The organism is Micromonospora sp. AP08, from assembly GCF_008085935.1.
Taxonomy (GTDB): Bacteria; Actinomycetota; Actinomycetes; order Mycobacteriales; family Micromonosporaceae; genus Micromonospora; species Micromonospora chersina.
In genome coordinates this window covers 18383-33936 of record NZ_VSEZ01000024.1, presented here as the reverse complement: position 1 = coordinate 33936, position 15554 = coordinate 18383, and the positions used below count along the sequence as shown (strand labels likewise).

Genomic DNA, 15554 nt, shown 5'->3' with positions numbered 1-15554 from the left:
GGGACCCCGGCGCCGGGGGTGGTCGCCGGGGTCCGCGGGTGCGGTCGGGGGCGTTACAGGCTGCCGCCGAAGGTGTCGCAGGCCTTCGGGTCGCCCGTGGAGAAGCCCTTCGTGAACCACTGCTTGCGCTGCTCGGAGGTGCCGTGGGTGAACTCGTCCGGGTTCACCGGCCGGCCGGAGCGCTGCTGGATCGCGTCGTCGCCGATCTTCTCGGCGGTGTCGATCGCCTGCTGGATGTCCTGGTCGGTGATGCTCTTGAAGATCTTCTGGCCCTGCTCGTCGGAGGTGCCGGTGGCGTTCTTCGCCCAGGCGCCCGCATAGCAGTCGGCCTGGAGCTCCAGCTTCACCGAGAGCGCGTTGGCGCTCTGCGGGTCGCGCTGCTGCTGGCGGCGCATCTGCGCCTCGGTGCCGAGCAGGTCCTGCACGTGGTGCCCGTACTCGTGGGCCAGCACGTACGGCTGGGCGAACTCGCCCTCGGCGCCGAGCTGGTCGGCGAGCAGGCGGTAGAAGGTGAGGTCGATGTAGACCAGGTCGTCCGCGGGGCAGTAGAACGGGCCCACGCCGGAGTCGGCGGCGCCGCAGCCGGTGCTGACGTTCTGGCTGAAGAACACGGTCTTCGACGGCTTGTACTGGTCGCCGAACACCTCCGGCATGGCGGTCCGCCAGTATGCCTGGATCGAGTTGACGTAGAGGGTGTTGCGGCAGTCGAGCTGCTTCAGCGCGTCCTGCGCCGAGCACTTCTGCTCCAGCGAGGTGTTGTCGCCCTGCTCGGAGCCGCCGCCGTTGGTGGCCGCGTTCAGCCCGAAGCCGCCGCCCACCAGGGCGACCAGAACGGCGATGATGAGACCCACGATCCCGCCCCGGCCGCCGCCGATCGGGATCGGTATGCCCATCCCGCCGCCTCCGCCGGACCCTCGCCGATCCTCCACCTGGCTGGTGTCGACCCGCGCGTTCTCGTTCAGCTCCATGTTGACCCCGATCACCGAATAATCCGTATGTGGTGGTTGCGGTACCGGACCGGGTCCGGACGAGGTTTTCGGTACCCGATGATCTTGCGCGGTAATCCGGCGGGCCGCCCGGGGGCCGCCCGGTACACTTGGCCCGTGCTGCGCTGCGAAGGCTGAACGGCCCCGCGCCGACGGGAAGTGATGACCCGCCGGCGCTTTCGCGTGCCCTGAGTCAGCCTTCGCCGAACCCCGAGAGCGAGTACCTCGAAATGATCACTGCCACCGGCCTGGAACTGCGCGCCGGTTCCCGGATCCTGCTGTCCGACACCACGCTGCGGGTGCAGCCGGGTGACCGGATCGGCCTGGTCGGCCGCAACGGCGCCGGCAAGACCACCACCCTCAAGGTGCTGGCGGGGGAGGGGCAGCCCTACGCCGGGCAGATCGACCGGCGCAGCGCGATCGGCTACCTGCCGCAGGACCCGCGGACCGGCGACCTGGACGTGACGGGGCGGGACCGGGTGCTCTCCGCCCGCGGGCTGGACGTGCTGATGGCACAGATGAAGGAGTTGGAGGCGAAGCTCGCCGAGGGCGCCGACGACGAGCGGCTGGTCCGCCGCTACGGCGCGCTGGAGGACCAGTTCGCCTCCCTCGGCGGCTACGCGGCCGAGGCCGAGGCGGCCCGGATCTGCGCCAACCTGGGACTGCCCGACCGGGCCCTGGCGCAGACCATCGGCACCCTCTCCGGCGGCCAGCGCCGCCGCATCGAGCTGGCCCGGATCCTGTTCCGCGACGCCGGCGAGAACGGCGGGGGCATCCTGCTGCTCGACGAGCCGACCAACCACCTCGACGCCGACTCGATCACCTGGCTGCGCGGCTTCCTCGGCAACCACAAGGGCGGCCTGATCGTGATCTCCCACGACGCGTCCCTGCTGGAGGCGGTCGTCAACAAGGTCTGGTTCCTGGACGCCACCCGTTCCGTGGTCGACGTCTACAACCTGGGCTGGAAGGCGTACCTGGAGGCGCGGGAGACCGACGAGCGGCGCCGCCGCCGGGAGCGGGCCAACGCCGAGAAGAAGGCCGGCGCGCTGAAGGCCCAGGCGGACAAGATGCGGGCGAAGGCCACCAAGACCGTCGCCGCGCAGAACATGGCCCGCCGGGCCGAGAAGCTGCTGTCCGGCCTGGAGGACGTCCGGGTCGCCGACAAGGTGGCGAAGGTGCGCTTCCCCACCCCGGCGCCGTGCGGCAAGACGCCGCTCACCGCCTCCGGCCTGTCCAAGTCGTACGGGTCGCTGGAGATCTTCACCGACGTCGACGTGGCGGTGGACCGCGGCTCCCGGGTGGCCATCCTGGGCCTCAACGGCGCCGGCAAGACCACCCTGCTGCGGATGCTCGGCGGCCTGCTGGAGCCGGACACCGGCGAGGTGCGCCCCGGGCACGGGCTGCGGCTCGGCTACTACGCCCAGGAGCACGAGACGCTGGACGTGGAGCGCACCATCCTGGAGCACATGCGCAGCGCCGCGCCGGACCAGACCGACACCGACCTGCGCAAGATCCTCGGCGCGTTCCTGTTCTCCGGCGAGGACGTGGACAAGCCGGCCGGGGTGCTCTCCGGCGGCGAGAAGACCCGGCTGGCGCTGGCCACCCTGGTCTGCTCCGGCGCGAACGTGCTGCTGCTGGACGAGCCGACGAACAACCTCGACCCGGTCAGCCGCGAGCAGGTGCTCGACGCGATCGCCCGCTACCCCGGCGCCATCGTCCTGGTCACCCACGACCCGGGCGCCGTGCTGGCGCTGAAGCCCGACCGCGCCATCCTCCTCCCCGACGGCGACGAGGACGCCTGGTCCGACGACCTCCTCGAACTGGTCGAACTGGCCTGACCCGGCCTGCCCCCCACCCACCGCGCCCGGCCCCGCCCGGGGTCGCGTCGATCATGAGGTTGGCGGGACTTTCGGCGATCCACATCGCCGCCAACCTCATGATCGACGCGGCGGGCCGGATGGGGTGGGCGGGGCGGGGTGGGGTGGGGGGTCAGGGGAGCAGGTGGGGGAGCACGCCGGAGGTGGTCAGGATGACCACGCCGAGGGCGATGAAGACGGTCGGGACCAGCCAGTGGCCGGCGCGGCCGACCAGGGCGACCACCCGGGGGTGGCTGCCCAGCGCGGCGGCGACCGCGCACCAGACGGCCACCAGGGCGGCGAAGACCAGCAGCCAGACCAGGCCGGCGGCCGGGTCGAGCGAGCGGAACACCGGCACGTAGACGGCGATGTTGTCGGCGCCGTTGGCCACCGTCACCCCGGCCACGCCGAGCAGGGTGCCGACCACGGCCGGAGGCTCCTCGTCGTCGCCGTCGCGGGCCAGCAGGGCGCGGATGCCCAGCGCGATGGGCAGCAGCCCGAGCAGGCCGGTCCACGGGTCGGGCACCACGAGCAGCCCGGCGGCGACCACCACGGAGACCGCGACCAGCGCGCCGATGCCCGCGTACTGGCCGGCGACGATCTGCCAGGGGCGGGGCCGGCCGGTGCCGCGGGCCGCCACGAAGAACACGGTGAGCACGACGATGTCGTCGATATTGGTGGCGGCGAAGACCCCGGCGGCGGCGGCCGCCGTGGCGAGCAGGTCGATCACGCGAGGCAGCGTACGGGTCGGCCGGCCGGGCCGCCCCTCATGATCCAGCCGGGTGGTGCCGGCTGACCGGTCAGAAGGATCACTCTATCGGGAAGCTGACATTGCATAGCGTGTCGGTTGGCGAATAGTTGATATCTGGCGCATGATCGTTCGAGGCGGTCTAATAGGTGGGACCGTATCCGAACCGCACAGTCTGGGACGTGAGGAATCAGCATGGCAGCCACCGGCACAGCCACCAGCACTGAGAAGGGTCGCCGGATCGTCGGGGCCGAGCGCCAGACGCTCGCCAAGGACCTGGTAAAGCGGTACACCTCGGGTGAGAGCATCCGTGCGCTCGCGGCCTCGACCGGCCGTTCCTACGGGTTCATCCACCGGGTGCTCACCGAGTCCGGGGTGCAGCTGCGGCAGCGCGGCGGCGCCCGGCGCCGGAAGAAGGCGTGACCCGCCCCCCAGCGTCGTCCATCAGCGCCGTGCTCCGGGTGGTCCGGTGACCGCCGAGACGACCGGAGTGCGACTCGACTGCGACGGGCCGGTCGCGACGGTGACGTTGTGCCGGCCCGACGTGCTCAACGCCCAGACCCCGGCGATGTGGCGCGCGATGAGCGACTTCTCCCGAGATCTGCCCGGCGACGTCCGCGTTGTCGTGGTGCGCGGTGAGGGGCGGGCCTTCTCCGCCGGCCTCGACCTGTCGGTCGCCGGCTCCTCCGGCCCGGGCTCCTTCGCCGAGCTGTCCACCCTGCCCGAGCAGGAGTGCGCCGACCGGATCGCCGAATACCAGGGCGGCTTCACCTGGCTGCACCGGCCGGACGTGATCTCGATCGCCGCCGTGCAGGGCCACGCCATCGGCGCCGGCTTCCAGCTCGCCCTCGCCTGCGACCTGCGGGTGCTCGCCGAGGACGCCAAGCTCTCCATGGCCGAGGTGACCATCGGCCTGGTCCCCGACCTGGCCGGCACCAAGCGCCTCGCCGAACTGGTCGGCTACTCCCGCGCGCTGGAGATCTGCGCCACCGGCCGCCGGATGGACGCCGCCGAGGCCGACCGGATCGGCCTGGCCACCCTGGTGGTGCCGGGCGCCGAGCTGGACGGCGCGGTGCGCGACCTGACCGCCGGCCTGCTGGCCAACAACCGGGACGCGATCGTGGAGATCAAGGCGCTGCTCGCCGGGGCCGGCGGGCGCACACACGCCGAGCAGCAGCGGGCCGAGCGGGAGGCGCAGACCCGGCGGATCCGCGACCTGGCCGGCCGGGGCGAATAGTAAGGACCGTTCGGGAAGATCCGGGTTACTCGCGAGGTTGTCGTAGTCGTCGGGAGAATTGACCCCGACGGTCCACGGCTGCCGACGACCCGGAGGTGACGAGTGTCCAACCCGATGGCCGGTGGCGGCATGGGCGGCTGGAGCATGCTCCGGTCGATGCGCAACCGCGACGAGATCTCCACCCACCAGCTCAAGCGCGGCACCGCCAAGCGGATCGTCGCGTTCGCCCAGCCCTACCGGCGGGACATCGTCGTCTTCCTGCTCACCGTGGTGATCGCCGCGGTGATCGGGGTGGCCACCCCGCTGCTCGCCGGTGACGTGATCGACGCGATCGCCGGCGGCGGCCCCGACGCGGGCGCCACCGTGGTCCGGCTCGCCCTGATCATCGCCGCGCTGGCCGTGGCCGACGCGCTCTTCTCCCTGGCCCAGCGGTGGTATTCGGCCCGGATCGGCGAGGGCATCATCCTCGACCTGCGCACCCGGGTCTACGACCACGTCCAGCGGATGCCGCTGCAATTCTTCACCCGGACCCAGACCGGCGCGCTGGTCAGCCGGCTCAACAACGACGTGCTGGGCGCCCAGCGGGCGTTCACCTCGACGCTGTCCGGGGTGGTCAGCAACGTCATCCAGCTCGTGCTCACCGCCGGGGCGATGCTCATCCTGTCCTGGCAGATCACCGTGCTGGCGCTGGTGCTGCTGCCCATCTTCATCATCCCGGCCCGCCGGGTCGGCCGGCGGCTGGCCGAGATCACCCGCGAGTCGTACAACCTCGACGCCAAGATGAACGCCACGATGACCGAGCGGTTCGGCGTCGCGGGTGCCCTGCTGGTCAAGCTCTTCGGCTCGCCCGAGGTGGAGGCGGCCCGGTTCGCCGGCCGGGCCGAGCGGGTCCGCGACATCGGCATCCAGTCCGCCATGTACTCCCGCACCTTCTTCGTGGCCATGCTGCTGGTCGCCTCCCTCGCCCAGGCACTCACCTACGGGCTCGGCGGCTGGCTCGCCGTCACCGGCGCGGTGAGCGCCGGCACCGTGGTCAAGCTGGCGCTGCTGCTCACCCGCCTCTACGGCCCGCTCACCGCGCTGTCCAACGTCCGGGTCGACGTGATGAGCGCGCTGGTCTCCTTCGACCGGGTCTTCGAGGTGCTCGACCTGCGTCCGGGCATCGAGGAGAAGCCCGACGCCGTGCCGGTGCCCCGGGGCAACGGCCGGGTCGAGTTCCGTGAGGTGCGGTTCCGCTACCCGAGCGCCGCCGAGGTCTCGCTGGCCTCCCTGGAGGAGGTCGCCGCCCTCGACCGGACGGTCAACGAGCCGGTGCTCAAGGGCGTCTCGTTCGCCGTCGAGCCGGGCCAGATGGTGGCCCTGGTCGGTCCTTCCGGCGCCGGCAAGTCGACGCTCTCCATGCTGATCTCCCGGATCTACGACGTGAGCGACGGCCAGGTGCTGGTCGGCGGCGTCGACGTCCGCGACGCCACGCTCGCCTCGCTGCGCGACGAGATCGGCGTGGTCACCCAGGACTCCCATCTGTTCCACGAGACCATCCGGGAGAACCTGCGCTACGCCAAGCCGGACGCCACCGACGACGAGATCTGGGCCGCGCTGGCCGGCGCGCAGGTGGCCGACCTGGTCCGTGCCCTGCCCGACGGGCTGGACACCACGGTCGGCGAGCGCGGCTACCGCTTCTCCGGTGGCGAGAAGCAGCGCATCGCCATCGCCCGGCTGCTGCTCAAGGCGCCGTCGATCGTGATCCTCGACGAGGCCACGGCGCACCTCGACTCCGAGAGCGAGGCGGCGGTGCAGCGGGCGCTGTCGGTGGCGCTGACCGGGCGTACCGCGCTGGTGATCGCGCACCGGCTCTCCACCGTCCGCGACGCCGACCAGATCCTCGTCCTCGACGAGGGGCGCATCGTCGAGCGCGGCCGGCACGACGAGCTGGTCGCCGTGGGCGGCCTCTACGCCGAGCTCTACCGCACCCAGTTCGCGGTCACCGACTCGCCGGCCCCGTACGCGGAGCAGGAGCAGCCGGAGCCGGTGGTCACCACGGTGCCGGCCGGCACCTACGTGGCCCAGGAGGCGCTGCCCCCGGCCGCCGCCAACTAGGGCTGACGTCAGTCGAGGACCGTCGCCGAGCGCCCTTCGTCGACCGTGTACGCGCCTGCGGAGATCGCGCCGAGGCCCGTGGGGTGGACGGTCAGCGAGACGACGCCGCCGGGCAGTACCCGGGAGCTCTCCTCGACGGTGGCGAACGTCGCGGGCGTCGATCCGTCCGGGAACAGGCGCTTGCCCGTGCCGACGATGACCGGGAACTGGAGCAGCCGGTAGACATCGACGAGTCCTGCCTGGTGCAGCGCCTGCACGAGTTTCCAGCTTCCGTGAACCTGGAGTTCTCGGCCGGGAAGCTCCTTGAGGCGGCGTACCTCGTCGGCCAGGTCACCGCGCAGGACCGTCGTCGGGCTCCAGTCGGCTTCCTCGTCGGTCAGCGTGGAGCTGACGACATACTTCGGCAGCGTGTTGAGCTTGGTGGCGATCAGGTCGTCAGGTTCGGTGACCTTCGGCCAGTAACCGCCGAGCAGGCCGAAGCTGGTGCGGCCGAACAGGAACGCGTCGGCCGCGCGGAACCAGCTCTCGACAACCTCGTTGGTGTGCGTCGAGGCGTGCGGGACGAGCCACCCGCCGCGGTCGAAGCCGCCGGAGCGGTCCTCGTCGGGGTTTCCGGGTCCCTGCATGACGCCGTCGAGACTGACGAAGGTGTTGATGCTGAGCAGCACGGTTCTCCCCTGAATTCGGGTCGCGGACAGCCGGCCGGGGTCGGCGGGCAGACGGACGCTAGCTGCCGGGCCCGGGGTGGGTCTTGTACAGGAACGACATCGCGGCAAGGTGGCCCGCCCGCAGCTCGCGTGCGGTGTACCCGACGTAGCGACGCAGCGCGTGCGCGAGGTGGGCCTGGTCGAAGTACCCCAACGTCTCGACGACCGTCCGCCAGTCAAGGCCGTCGCGCAGCATCGTGGCTGCGGCGTTCGCGCGGTCGATCTGCCGCACGGCGGTCGGCGACAGTCCGATGATCGCTCGGTAACGACGCTGCCGGGTTCGCTCGGTCGGGCTGGCCTCGCGATGCCCGACCACCCGATCCTCGTCCCCGAGCTGCGATCGCACCAGCAGACCCGCGTGCTGCAACCGCCGGACGAAGTGCTCGACGTTCTCGAACGTCGGCGCCTCCCAGCTCTCGCCGCCGATGACGATCCGGCCCGATTCCGTCATCGGGAACGGCACGTACCCGTCGACGATCGAGGCGGCAGGATGGGGCCGGAGAACCGCGCCGAACGCGAACCGGACCCCGAGGAACTCGGTGCCCGGCGGGACCGGCGCCGTGGTCGCCCTCGTCTCCGGCCCGCGCAGGCCGGCGAGCAGGCGTCCCTGTGTCCGCGAGAGGATCAGATGCCAGCAGGTGCGTGCCGCGGACGTCATGGTCTCCGCCGTGTCAGAGCGGGTGCGCCACACGCGGTCGACGAGGCTCACGTCGATCTCGGTGTCGCGATGCTCGAACCGCAGGGCCATGACCTTCTCCGTCTTCAATCCGCCGAGGTCCCCTCCCGAGGCTAGCGACGTCGACGGTCAGGACCGAAACGTCCCGGAAGCGCGCGCGGGCCGTGCGTGCGGGCCAGCACCGCGGCCGGCTAACCGGCGACCGCGGCGCGCAGTTCGCCGAAGGCCGCGCCGAGCGTCTCCGGGGTGAAGTGCGCGTTCAGCCCGCTCGGGTTGGGCAGCACCCAGAGCCGGGCCGCCGCGAGCGGTTCCGGCTGCGGCCCGAAGCCCGCCTTCGGCCGGGCGAACCCGATCCGGTACGCGGTCACCCCGACCACCGCCACCCAGCGCGGCCGGTAGCGCGCCACCTTGGCGGTCAGCTCCCGCGCGCCCTCGACCAGTTCCTCGGCGCTCAGCTCGTCGGCGCGGGCGCTGGCCCGCGCCACCATGTTGGTGATGCCCAGCCCGAGGCCGGGCAGCTCGTCCTGCTCGCTGGGGTGCAGCTGCCGCGGTGTGAAGCCGCCCCGGTGCAGCGCCGGCCAGAACCGGTTGCCCGGGCGGGCGAAGTGCCAGCCGGTGGCCGCCGACCACAGGCCCGGGTTGATCCCGACGAAGAGCACGTCCAGGCCGGGGGCGATCACGTCCGGCAGCAGCTTGTCGGCCGCCGCCGCGAGCTGCTCCTTCGTCGGCCGCGGATACCGCCGCCCGGCCGCCGTCACAGGCCGCGCAGCGCGCCGCCGTCGACCGGCACGGTCACCCCGGTGACGTAGCCGGCGGCGGGGGAGAGCAGGAAGGCGGCCACCCGGCCGAACTCGGCGGGGTCACCGATCCGGCCCAGCGGGATCGACGCCTCGGCCTCGGCCCGGGCCCGCTCCGGGTCGCCGGCCGCGGCCAGCAGTTCCCGGTTCCGGGCGGTCATGATCCGCCCCGGCAGGAGGCTGACCACCCGTACGCCGCGCGGCCCGTACTCGTCGGCCAGGTCCTTGGCCACCCCGGCCAGGCCGGGGCGCAGGCCGTTGGAGATGCCGAGCCCGGGCAGCGGGCCGCGGACCGAGGTGGACAGCACCAGCCCGATGGCGCCCCCGTCGGTGAGCGCGGCGGCCACCGTGCGCGCGGTGCGGACGCTGCCCAGGAAGACCGTCTCGAAGGACTCCCGCCACTGCTCGTCGGTGATCTGGGCGGCGGTGCCCCGGGGCGGGCCGCCCACCGAGATCAGCGCCCCGTCGAGCCGGCCGAACTGCTCGCGTGCCGCCGCGACCAGGCGTTCCGGGGTGCCCGGGTCGGTGAGATCGGCGGTCAGCCCGATGGCGCGCTCCGGCCCGCCGAGCGCCTCGACGGCGGCGGCCACCCGCTCGGGCGCGCGGGACGAGATCACCACCCGGGCGCCGTCGGCCACGAGCTGCTCGGCGGTGGCGAAGCCGAGGCCGTCCGAGGCGCCGGTCAGCACGTACACCCGGTCGGCGAGTCCGAGATCCATGAGGCCGATCCTGCCGTACCCCGGGTGGGCCTGCCACCCGCTCTCAGCGCGGCGCGGGCCGGAGCAGGCGTACCCGGCCGGCGAGCTGGGCCGCGACGGCGCCGCCGGCCCGGGCGACGGCCGGCAACCGGCGCGGGCGGGGGGCGGTGCGGCCGTCGTAGCGGCTCGCCGCCTCGCGGGCGGCCAGCTCCTCGGCGCCCAGCGGCGGCAGCGTGCCCCGGTCGCGCAGCTCCCGGGCCAGGTCCCAACCGTCGCGCAGGGAGCCGTTGGTGGGCCGGCCGGCCGCCCAGCCGGCGAAGGTGGCCGCCCAGGCGTCGCCGTGGCCGGTGGCGAGCAGCGGCCAGTGCCGGGCCACGTCGCCGGCCCGCTTGCGCAGCAGCGCCCGCCGGGCCGCCTCGACGGGCGCGGGGGCGAACCCGGCCGGCAGCGGCCCGCCGGCCACCAGCGCCGCGACCAGTTCCGCCTGCCGCGCGGCCAGGTCCCCGCCGGCCACGGGACCGCCGGCCACCGGGCCGTCGGGCACCCGGAGGCGGTGTCCGCCTGGCGTGGCCTGGTCTCCGCCGGTCACGTGACCACCGGGTACCCGGAGGCGGCGGCGAGGGCGTCCAGCTCGCCGCGCAGCTCGGCGGCGGGCGGGTAGTGGCCGTCGCGTTCCAGCAGCAGCGCCGGGGGCCGGCGCCGGCCGCACAGCTCGCGGACCAGGTCGAGCACCTCGGCGGGGACCGGATCGGTGTGCGTGTCGTGGTAGAAGCCGCCCTGCTCGGCGCCGCCGGCCACGTGCACGTAGGCGATCCGGTCCAGCGGCAGCCGGTCCAGCAGGGCGGCCGGGTCGCCGCCCCGGTTGCGGGCGTTGGCGTGCACGTTGGCGACGTCGAGCAGCAGCAGCGCCCCGGTGGCGTCGAGGATCTCGGTGAGGAAGTCGGCCTCGTCCAGCTCGTCGTCCGGCCAGTCGAACAGGGCGGCGATCGGCTCCAGGGCCAGCGGCACCGGCAGCTCCGCCTGCGCCCGCCGGACGTTGGCCACCACGGCGGCCACGGCCTCCCGGCTGCGCGGCAGCGGCAGGAGGTGACCGGCCTCCAGGCCGCCGGCCCGGACGAACGCGATGTGTTCGCTGACCAGCGGCGCGTCCAGCGCCCCGGCCACACCGGCCAGGTGCGCCACCCGGGCCGGGTCCACCGGTTCCGCGCCGCCGAGGGAGAGCTTCACGCCGTGGGGTACGACGGTGACGCCGCGCCCGCGCAGCTCGGCCAGGCCGTCGGGGAGCGGCCCGGCCGGTGCGACCGTCTCCGCGACCACCTCGACGAAGCGCAGCCCGGGCAGGGCGGCCACGAAGCCCGCGATCTCCGGCCGCCACCCGAGGCCCACGCCGTACGGACCGGTGGTCATCCGCCGCACCCGCCACCGCCGCCGCAGCCGCCACCGCCCCCGCAGGAGCTGCCCCCGCCGCACGAGCTGCCGCCCCCGCAGGAGCTGCCCGAGCTGCCGCTGGCCCCCATCGCCTGGCGCTGGATCTCGGCCTGCTCGGCGAAGCCCGGGTCCATGCTCCAGAGGGTGGCGGTGCCGAACAGCGCCACACCCATGGCGGCGTCGGATGGGCCGTAGGTGGCGTACGCCGGTGCGGCGGACGGGCGCAGCCAGGTGTGCTGACGGCGCAGCTCGCGCAGCGCCTGGTCGGCCGCCCGGGTGCGCCACGGCACCCGGTTGAGCAGCACGAACGCGATGAGGAGCGGCACCAGGGTGAGCAACAGCCAGCCGACGGGCCGGCCGTTGGACATCCCGACGAAGGCCCGCACGAAGCCGAGCGCGAGCAGCGCGCCGACCAGCAGCGCGCCGCGGCGCAGCGTCGCCCGCCGCTCCTTCTCCAGCGCCAGCCCCCGGCGCACGAGACCGTCGCGCAGCTCGTCGAGGGCGCGCCGGACCCACTCGTCCCGGCCGAGTTCCCGGGAGCGCAGGCCCCGGCTCGCCGCGTGGTGGATCGCCTGGTCGAGGGGGGTGACCCCGGCGGGCAGCGGGCCGCCGGTGGTGAGCCGCCGGTCGGGGCGTACGCCGACCGCGCCGGCGCGGCGCAGCCCGCCGAGCGCGGTCCAGACGGCGAGCTGCTCGCCCCCGTTCAGGTACGCGGCCTGCTGCGGCCCGAGCGGCCCGGCGCCCTGCACGGGGGTGCCGGCCAGCGCGCGCCAGCGGTACACGAGAGCGCCGACGACCAGCACGACGGCCGCCACGAGGTACCAGCGGAGGAAGACGGGGCCGGGGATGCCCCAGGTGTCGCCCGCGAGGACGGTCATGCTCTGCTCCTGTCGCGAGGGGGTCGCGGCTCATTGTGGAGCAGGTGCGCCAGCGGTGATCTTCCCGGCGGGGCGAGTTACCGGACCGAGACCCGGGCCGGTCAGTGCCGGCGGACGGCCTCCTCGACCAGGTCGAGCACCCGGCCCAGGTCACCGGCGGGGCGGCCCATCGCCAGGTGCAGCACGAGCCCGTCGTACGCCAGCTCCAGGAACTGGGCGAGCACGTCGATCGGCACGTCGTCGCGGAGCACCCCGGCCTCCCGCTGGCGCAGCAGGCGTTCCCGGGTGGCCTCGGCGATCGCCGCCGACCGTTCCGCCCAGCGCTTGGCGAACGCCGGGTCGGTGCGCAGCCGCCGGGAGACCTCGAGCTGGCTGCCGAGCCAGCCGGTGGTGTCCGGAGAGATGGCCCGGGCCAGCAGGTCCCGCATGACCTGGACCAGGCCGTTGCGGGCCACGGTCTCCACCATGACGGCGGCGTCGTCCTCGGCCACGGCGAGGAAGAGCGAGTCCTTGTCGCGGAAGTGGTGGAAGATCGCGCCCCGGGACAGCCCGGTAGCCTCCTCCAGCCGGCGGACGGTGGCACCCTCGTAGCCGTGCCGGGCGAAACACGCCCGCGCGGCGCCGAGGATCTCCTGTCGGCGCGCGTCGAGCTGGTCCTGGCTTACTCTGGGCACGCCACGATCGTTCCAGGTGGACCCGACGGATGCAAACCGTACGTACGGCTTGAGATGCGGTTTCGCATGATCCGCGCGGTCGGCGCCGCCGGTTACCATCCTCCCGTGACCCAGGCCGTGCCGCTCCCCACCCGCCCGCTGACCGTGGCCACCGTGCAGGCCGAGCCCGTCCCCGGTGACGTCGCCGGCAACGCCGCCACCGCCGCCCGCCTCGTCGGCCGGGCCGCCGGCGCCCGGGTCGTGGTGCTGCCGGAGCTGTTCCTGCCCGCGTACCACCCGCCGGTCCTGGGCGCCGACCCGGCCGGCACCGACGTGGCCGCCGACGCCGACGGCCGGGTCGACGACCCGCGGCTGGACCCGCTGCGCGCGGCCGCCCGCGACGGCGCGACGAGCGTGGTGATCGGCGCGGCCGTCCGCCACCCCGACCGGCGGCGCACCATCTCCTCGCTGGTGGTCGACCCGACCGGCGCGGTCACCGTCGGCTACGACAAGCAGCAGCTCTGGAGCGGCGAGCGCGAGCTGTTCGTCCCCGGCCTGCGGGGCGCCACGCTGCTGGTCGACGACTGGCGGTTCGGCCTCGGCATCTGCTACGACGGCTGCTTCCCCGAGCACGGCCGGGCCGCCGCCGACGACGGCGCGCACGGCTACCTCTGCCCGAGCGGCTACCTGGCCGGCTCCGAGCACCGCCGCGACCTCTACTACGCGGCGCGCGCCCTGGACAACACCATGTACGTGGTCTTCGCCAACTCCGTCGACGGCGCCGACCCGTGGCGGTTCAACGGCGGGGCGGCGGTCTACGAGCCGGAGGGCCGGGCGCTGGTCCGGGGCGCGGACACCGGCGAGGACGTGCTGGTCGCGACCCTCGACCCGGCGGCCCTCGGCGCCACCCGGGCGGCCCACACCATGCTCACCGACCGCCTGCCCCACCAGGGGCTCGCCCGGGCGACGCTCGTCGGCTGAGGGCCCGGTGCCCTGGGCCTGTCGGTGGCACACCCCGGTCCCGTAAGGTTCCCGAGTGCCGTTGCTCCTGCTCGATCTGGACAACACCCTGCTCGACCGCGAGGGGCCGTTCCGCGCCTGGGCCGAGCGGTTCCTGAACAGCATCGGCGCCCCGCCCACCGACATCGACTGGTTGCTCTCCGTCGACGCCGACGGCCTCACCGACCGGTGGGACGTCGCGGATGCCATCCGGGACCGGTACGCGCTGCGCATCCCCTCCATCGACCTGGTCGAGGAGCTGCACGACGGCGTGGTGGCGTTCACCCGGCTGGACCCCCTGGTGGCCTGCGCGCTGCGGATCGCGGACGACGCCGGCTGGGTGCCGGTGGTGGTCACCAACGGCACGTCCCGCCAGCAGGACGCGAAGATCCGCCAGACCGGGCTGGACCGGTACGTCGCCGACTGGGTGATCTCCGAGGAGGCCGGGGTCAGCAAGCCCAACCCGCGCATCTTCGCGCTGGCCGCCCAGCGGGCCCGGATGCCGCTGCGCGGCGCCTGGGTGATCGGCGACAGCCCGGAGGCGGACATCGGCGGCGCGACCGCCGTGGGGCTGCCCAGCGTCTGGCTGCACCGCGGCCGCCGCTGGTCGGACACGCGGTTCGCGCCCACCCGCACCGCGGACGGGCTGATCGCCGCGGTGGCCGCGGTCCTGGCCGGCTGAGCGGTAATTCGGTTGACCCGTCCGGGGCCGCCCGTGACCATGGTGCGGCGCGAGGGCGCAGCCGGGCGGGTCCCGGTCGAGGAGAGGAGGTCGGTCATGGCCGTCTTTGCAGGGTCGTACCACCTGCCTCCACCAGCCTCGATCGAAGGACCGATCCACCCGTGCGCGATCACGACTTCCCGGCGCCGCAGCGCCGTGGCCGCGGCAAGAGCCGCTTCGACGACGACGAACCCCACTTCCTGAAGCGGGGCCGGCACACCGAGCCGGCTCTCGCCGACCCCGACGCCGAGCCGGACGGGGAGGACCACTGGTCCTCCTGGGACCAGGCCGTGCACGGGCCTGAACCCCACCCGGACTGGCTGGTCACCGAGCTGGCCGCGAAGGACACCGAGCTGGGTGTGCTGAAGACCGGCAAGGAGGCGGACGTCCACCTGGTCCGCCGGGCCGTGCCGGACACCGGCCGCGGCTGCCTGCTGGCCGCCAAGCGGTACCGGGATCCCCAGCACCGCCTCTTCCACCGCGACGCCGGCTACCTGGAGGGGCGCCGGGTGCGCCGGTCCCGGGAGATGCGGGCGATGGCCGGCCGGACCTCGTTCGGCCGGCAGATGATCGCCGGGCAGTGGGCGGCGGCCGAGTTCGCCGCGCTCGCCCGGCTCTGGGAGATCGGCGCCGCCTCCGGGCGGATCGCCGTGCCCTACCCGGTGCAGCTGCTCGGCACCGAGCTGATGCTGGAGTTCGTGGGGGACGCCGAGGCGGGCGAGGCCGCGCCCCGGCTGGCCCAGCTCCGGCCCGAGGGCGCCGACCTGCGCGACCTCTGGGAGCAGCTGGTCGACGCGCTGGTGGTGCTGGCCCGCGCCGGGTACGCCCACGGCGACCTGTCGCCGTACAACCTGCTGGTCCACGCCGGGCGGCTGGTCATGATCGACCTGCCGCAGGTGGTCGACGTGGTGGCCAACCCGCAGGGCGCGGAGTTCCTGGCCCGGGACGTCCGGGTGGTCGGCGCCTGGTTCACCGCCCGCGGCCTGCCCGCCGCGGACACCGACCCGGAGGCGCTGACCGAGGTGCTGCTGCGGGAGGCGGGCCTCCGCTGAGCGCGGCGTCCCGGGCGGGTG

At 74.0% G+C, this 15554-nt stretch carries 17 protein-coding genes; 7 read left to right on the top strand and 10 right to left on the bottom strand.

From position 1 onward, the window contains the following. Nucleotides 1-53: 53 nt before the first annotated feature. Nucleotides 54-968 (bottom strand): neutral zinc metallopeptidase, encoded by a 915-nt coding sequence (locus FXF50_RS27255; RefSeq protein WP_148431818.1) that lies wholly within the window; start codon nt 966-968, stop codon nt 54-56. Between the two features lie 248 nt (nt 969-1216). Between FXF50_RS27255 and FXF50_RS27250 the strand changes: the two genes are divergently transcribed. Next, entirely contained in the window at nt 1217-2824 is a 1608-nt protein-coding gene (locus FXF50_RS27250) for an ABC-F family ATP-binding cassette domain-containing protein (RefSeq protein ID WP_148431786.1), read from the top strand. Between the two features lie 151 nt (nt 2825-2975). Here the strand turns inward: FXF50_RS27250 and FXF50_RS27245 are convergent, their stop codons facing one another. Continuing rightward, nucleotides 2976-3572 (bottom strand): cadmium resistance transporter, encoded by a 597-nt coding sequence (locus tag FXF50_RS27245; RefSeq protein WP_255510215.1) that lies wholly within the window; start codon nt 3570-3572, stop codon nt 2976-2978. A 213-nt stretch (nt 3573-3785) separates the two neighbouring features. Here FXF50_RS27245 and FXF50_RS27240 point away from each other — a divergent pair, with 213 nt between their 5' ends. From FXF50_RS27240 to FXF50_RS27230, 3 genes are all read left to right on the top strand, one after another. Continuing rightward, on the top strand, nt 3786-4013 hold the full coding sequence (locus tag FXF50_RS27240; protein ID WP_007462679.1) for a helix-turn-helix domain-containing protein: 228 nt from the start codon (nt 3786-3788) through the stop codon (nt 4011-4013). A 46-nt stretch (nt 4014-4059) separates the two neighbouring features. Then, nucleotides 4060-4827, top strand: a complete 768-nt coding sequence (locus FXF50_RS27235; RefSeq protein ID WP_148431784.1) for an enoyl-CoA hydratase/isomerase family protein — start codon at nt 4060-4062, stop codon at nt 4825-4827. Nucleotides 4828-4941: 114 nt separating this feature from the next. Then, on the top strand, nt 4942-6924 hold the full coding sequence (locus FXF50_RS27230) for an ABC transporter ATP-binding protein (RefSeq protein WP_148431817.1): 1983 nt from the start codon (nt 4942-4944) through the stop codon (nt 6922-6924). An 8-nt stretch (nt 6925-6932) separates the two neighbouring features. Here FXF50_RS27230 and FXF50_RS27225 read toward each other — a convergent pair whose 3' ends face one another. The 8 genes from FXF50_RS27225 to FXF50_RS27190 all read right to left on the bottom strand — a co-directional run bounded on the left by FXF50_RS27225 (nt 6933) and on the right by FXF50_RS27190 (nt 12782). Then, complete coding sequence (locus FXF50_RS27225) at nt 6933-7592, bottom strand: dihydrofolate reductase family protein (RefSeq protein ID WP_148431783.1); 660 nt, start codon at nt 7590-7592, stop codon at nt 6933-6935. A gap of 58 nt (nt 7593-7650) precedes the next feature. Beyond that, nucleotides 7651-8379 (bottom strand): helix-turn-helix domain-containing protein, encoded by a 729-nt coding sequence (locus FXF50_RS27220; protein ID WP_148431782.1) that lies wholly within the window; start codon nt 8377-8379, stop codon nt 7651-7653. Between the two features lie 119 nt (nt 8380-8498). Beyond that, nucleotides 8499-9065: a G/U mismatch-specific DNA glycosylase gene (gene mug, locus FXF50_RS27215; protein ID WP_148431781.1), complete on the bottom strand. Its 567-nt coding sequence runs from the start codon at nt 9063-9065 to the stop codon at nt 8499-8501. After that, nucleotides 9062-9823 carry an SDR family oxidoreductase gene (locus FXF50_RS27210; RefSeq protein ID WP_148431780.1) on the bottom strand — a complete coding sequence of 254 codons (762 nt, stop codon included), beginning with the start codon at nt 9821-9823 and terminating at the stop codon, nt 9062-9064. Before FXF50_RS27210 ends, mug begins: the two co-directional genes overlap by 4 nt. Before the next feature lie 43 nt (nt 9824-9866). After that, nucleotides 9867-10346, bottom strand: a complete 480-nt coding sequence (locus FXF50_RS27205; protein ID WP_255510214.1) for a hypothetical protein — start codon at nt 10344-10346, stop codon at nt 9867-9869. Nucleotides 10347-10387: 41 nt separating this feature from the next. Further along, nucleotides 10388-11209, bottom strand: a complete 822-nt coding sequence (locus tag FXF50_RS27200) for a DUF692 domain-containing protein (protein ID WP_148431779.1) — start codon at nt 11207-11209, stop codon at nt 10388-10390. Continuing rightward, nucleotides 11206-12108, bottom strand: coding sequence for a TIGR04222 domain-containing membrane protein (locus tag FXF50_RS27195; protein WP_148431778.1), 903 nt, complete (start codon nt 12106-12108; stop codon nt 11206-11208). The genes FXF50_RS27200 and FXF50_RS27195 overlap by 4 nt, the downstream gene beginning before the upstream one ends. A 101-nt stretch (nt 12109-12209) precedes the next feature. Then, nucleotides 12210-12782 carry a TetR/AcrR family transcriptional regulator gene (locus FXF50_RS27190; protein WP_091320811.1) on the bottom strand — a complete coding sequence of 191 codons (573 nt, stop codon included), beginning with the start codon at nt 12780-12782 and terminating at the stop codon, nt 12210-12212. Between the two features lie 105 nt (nt 12783-12887). On the opposite strand from FXF50_RS27190, the gene FXF50_RS27185 reads away from it, so the two are divergent. The 3 genes from FXF50_RS27185 to FXF50_RS27175 all read left to right on the top strand — a co-directional run bounded on the left by FXF50_RS27185 (nt 12888) and on the right by FXF50_RS27175 (nt 15533). After that, nucleotides 12888-13742 carry a carbon-nitrogen hydrolase family protein gene (locus FXF50_RS27185; RefSeq protein ID WP_255510213.1) on the top strand — a complete coding sequence of 285 codons (855 nt, stop codon included), beginning with the start codon at nt 12888-12890 and terminating at the stop codon, nt 13740-13742. Between the two features lie 55 nt (nt 13743-13797). Next, nucleotides 13798-14442, top strand: a complete 645-nt coding sequence (locus FXF50_RS27180) for an HAD family hydrolase (RefSeq protein ID WP_148431776.1) — start codon at nt 13798-13800, stop codon at nt 14440-14442. Between the two features lie 161 nt (nt 14443-14603). Then, nucleotides 14604-15533 (top strand): RIO1 family regulatory kinase/ATPase, encoded by a 930-nt coding sequence (locus tag FXF50_RS27175; RefSeq protein WP_148431775.1) that lies wholly within the window; start codon nt 14604-14606, stop codon nt 15531-15533. Nucleotides 15534-15554 lie beyond the last annotated feature (21 nt).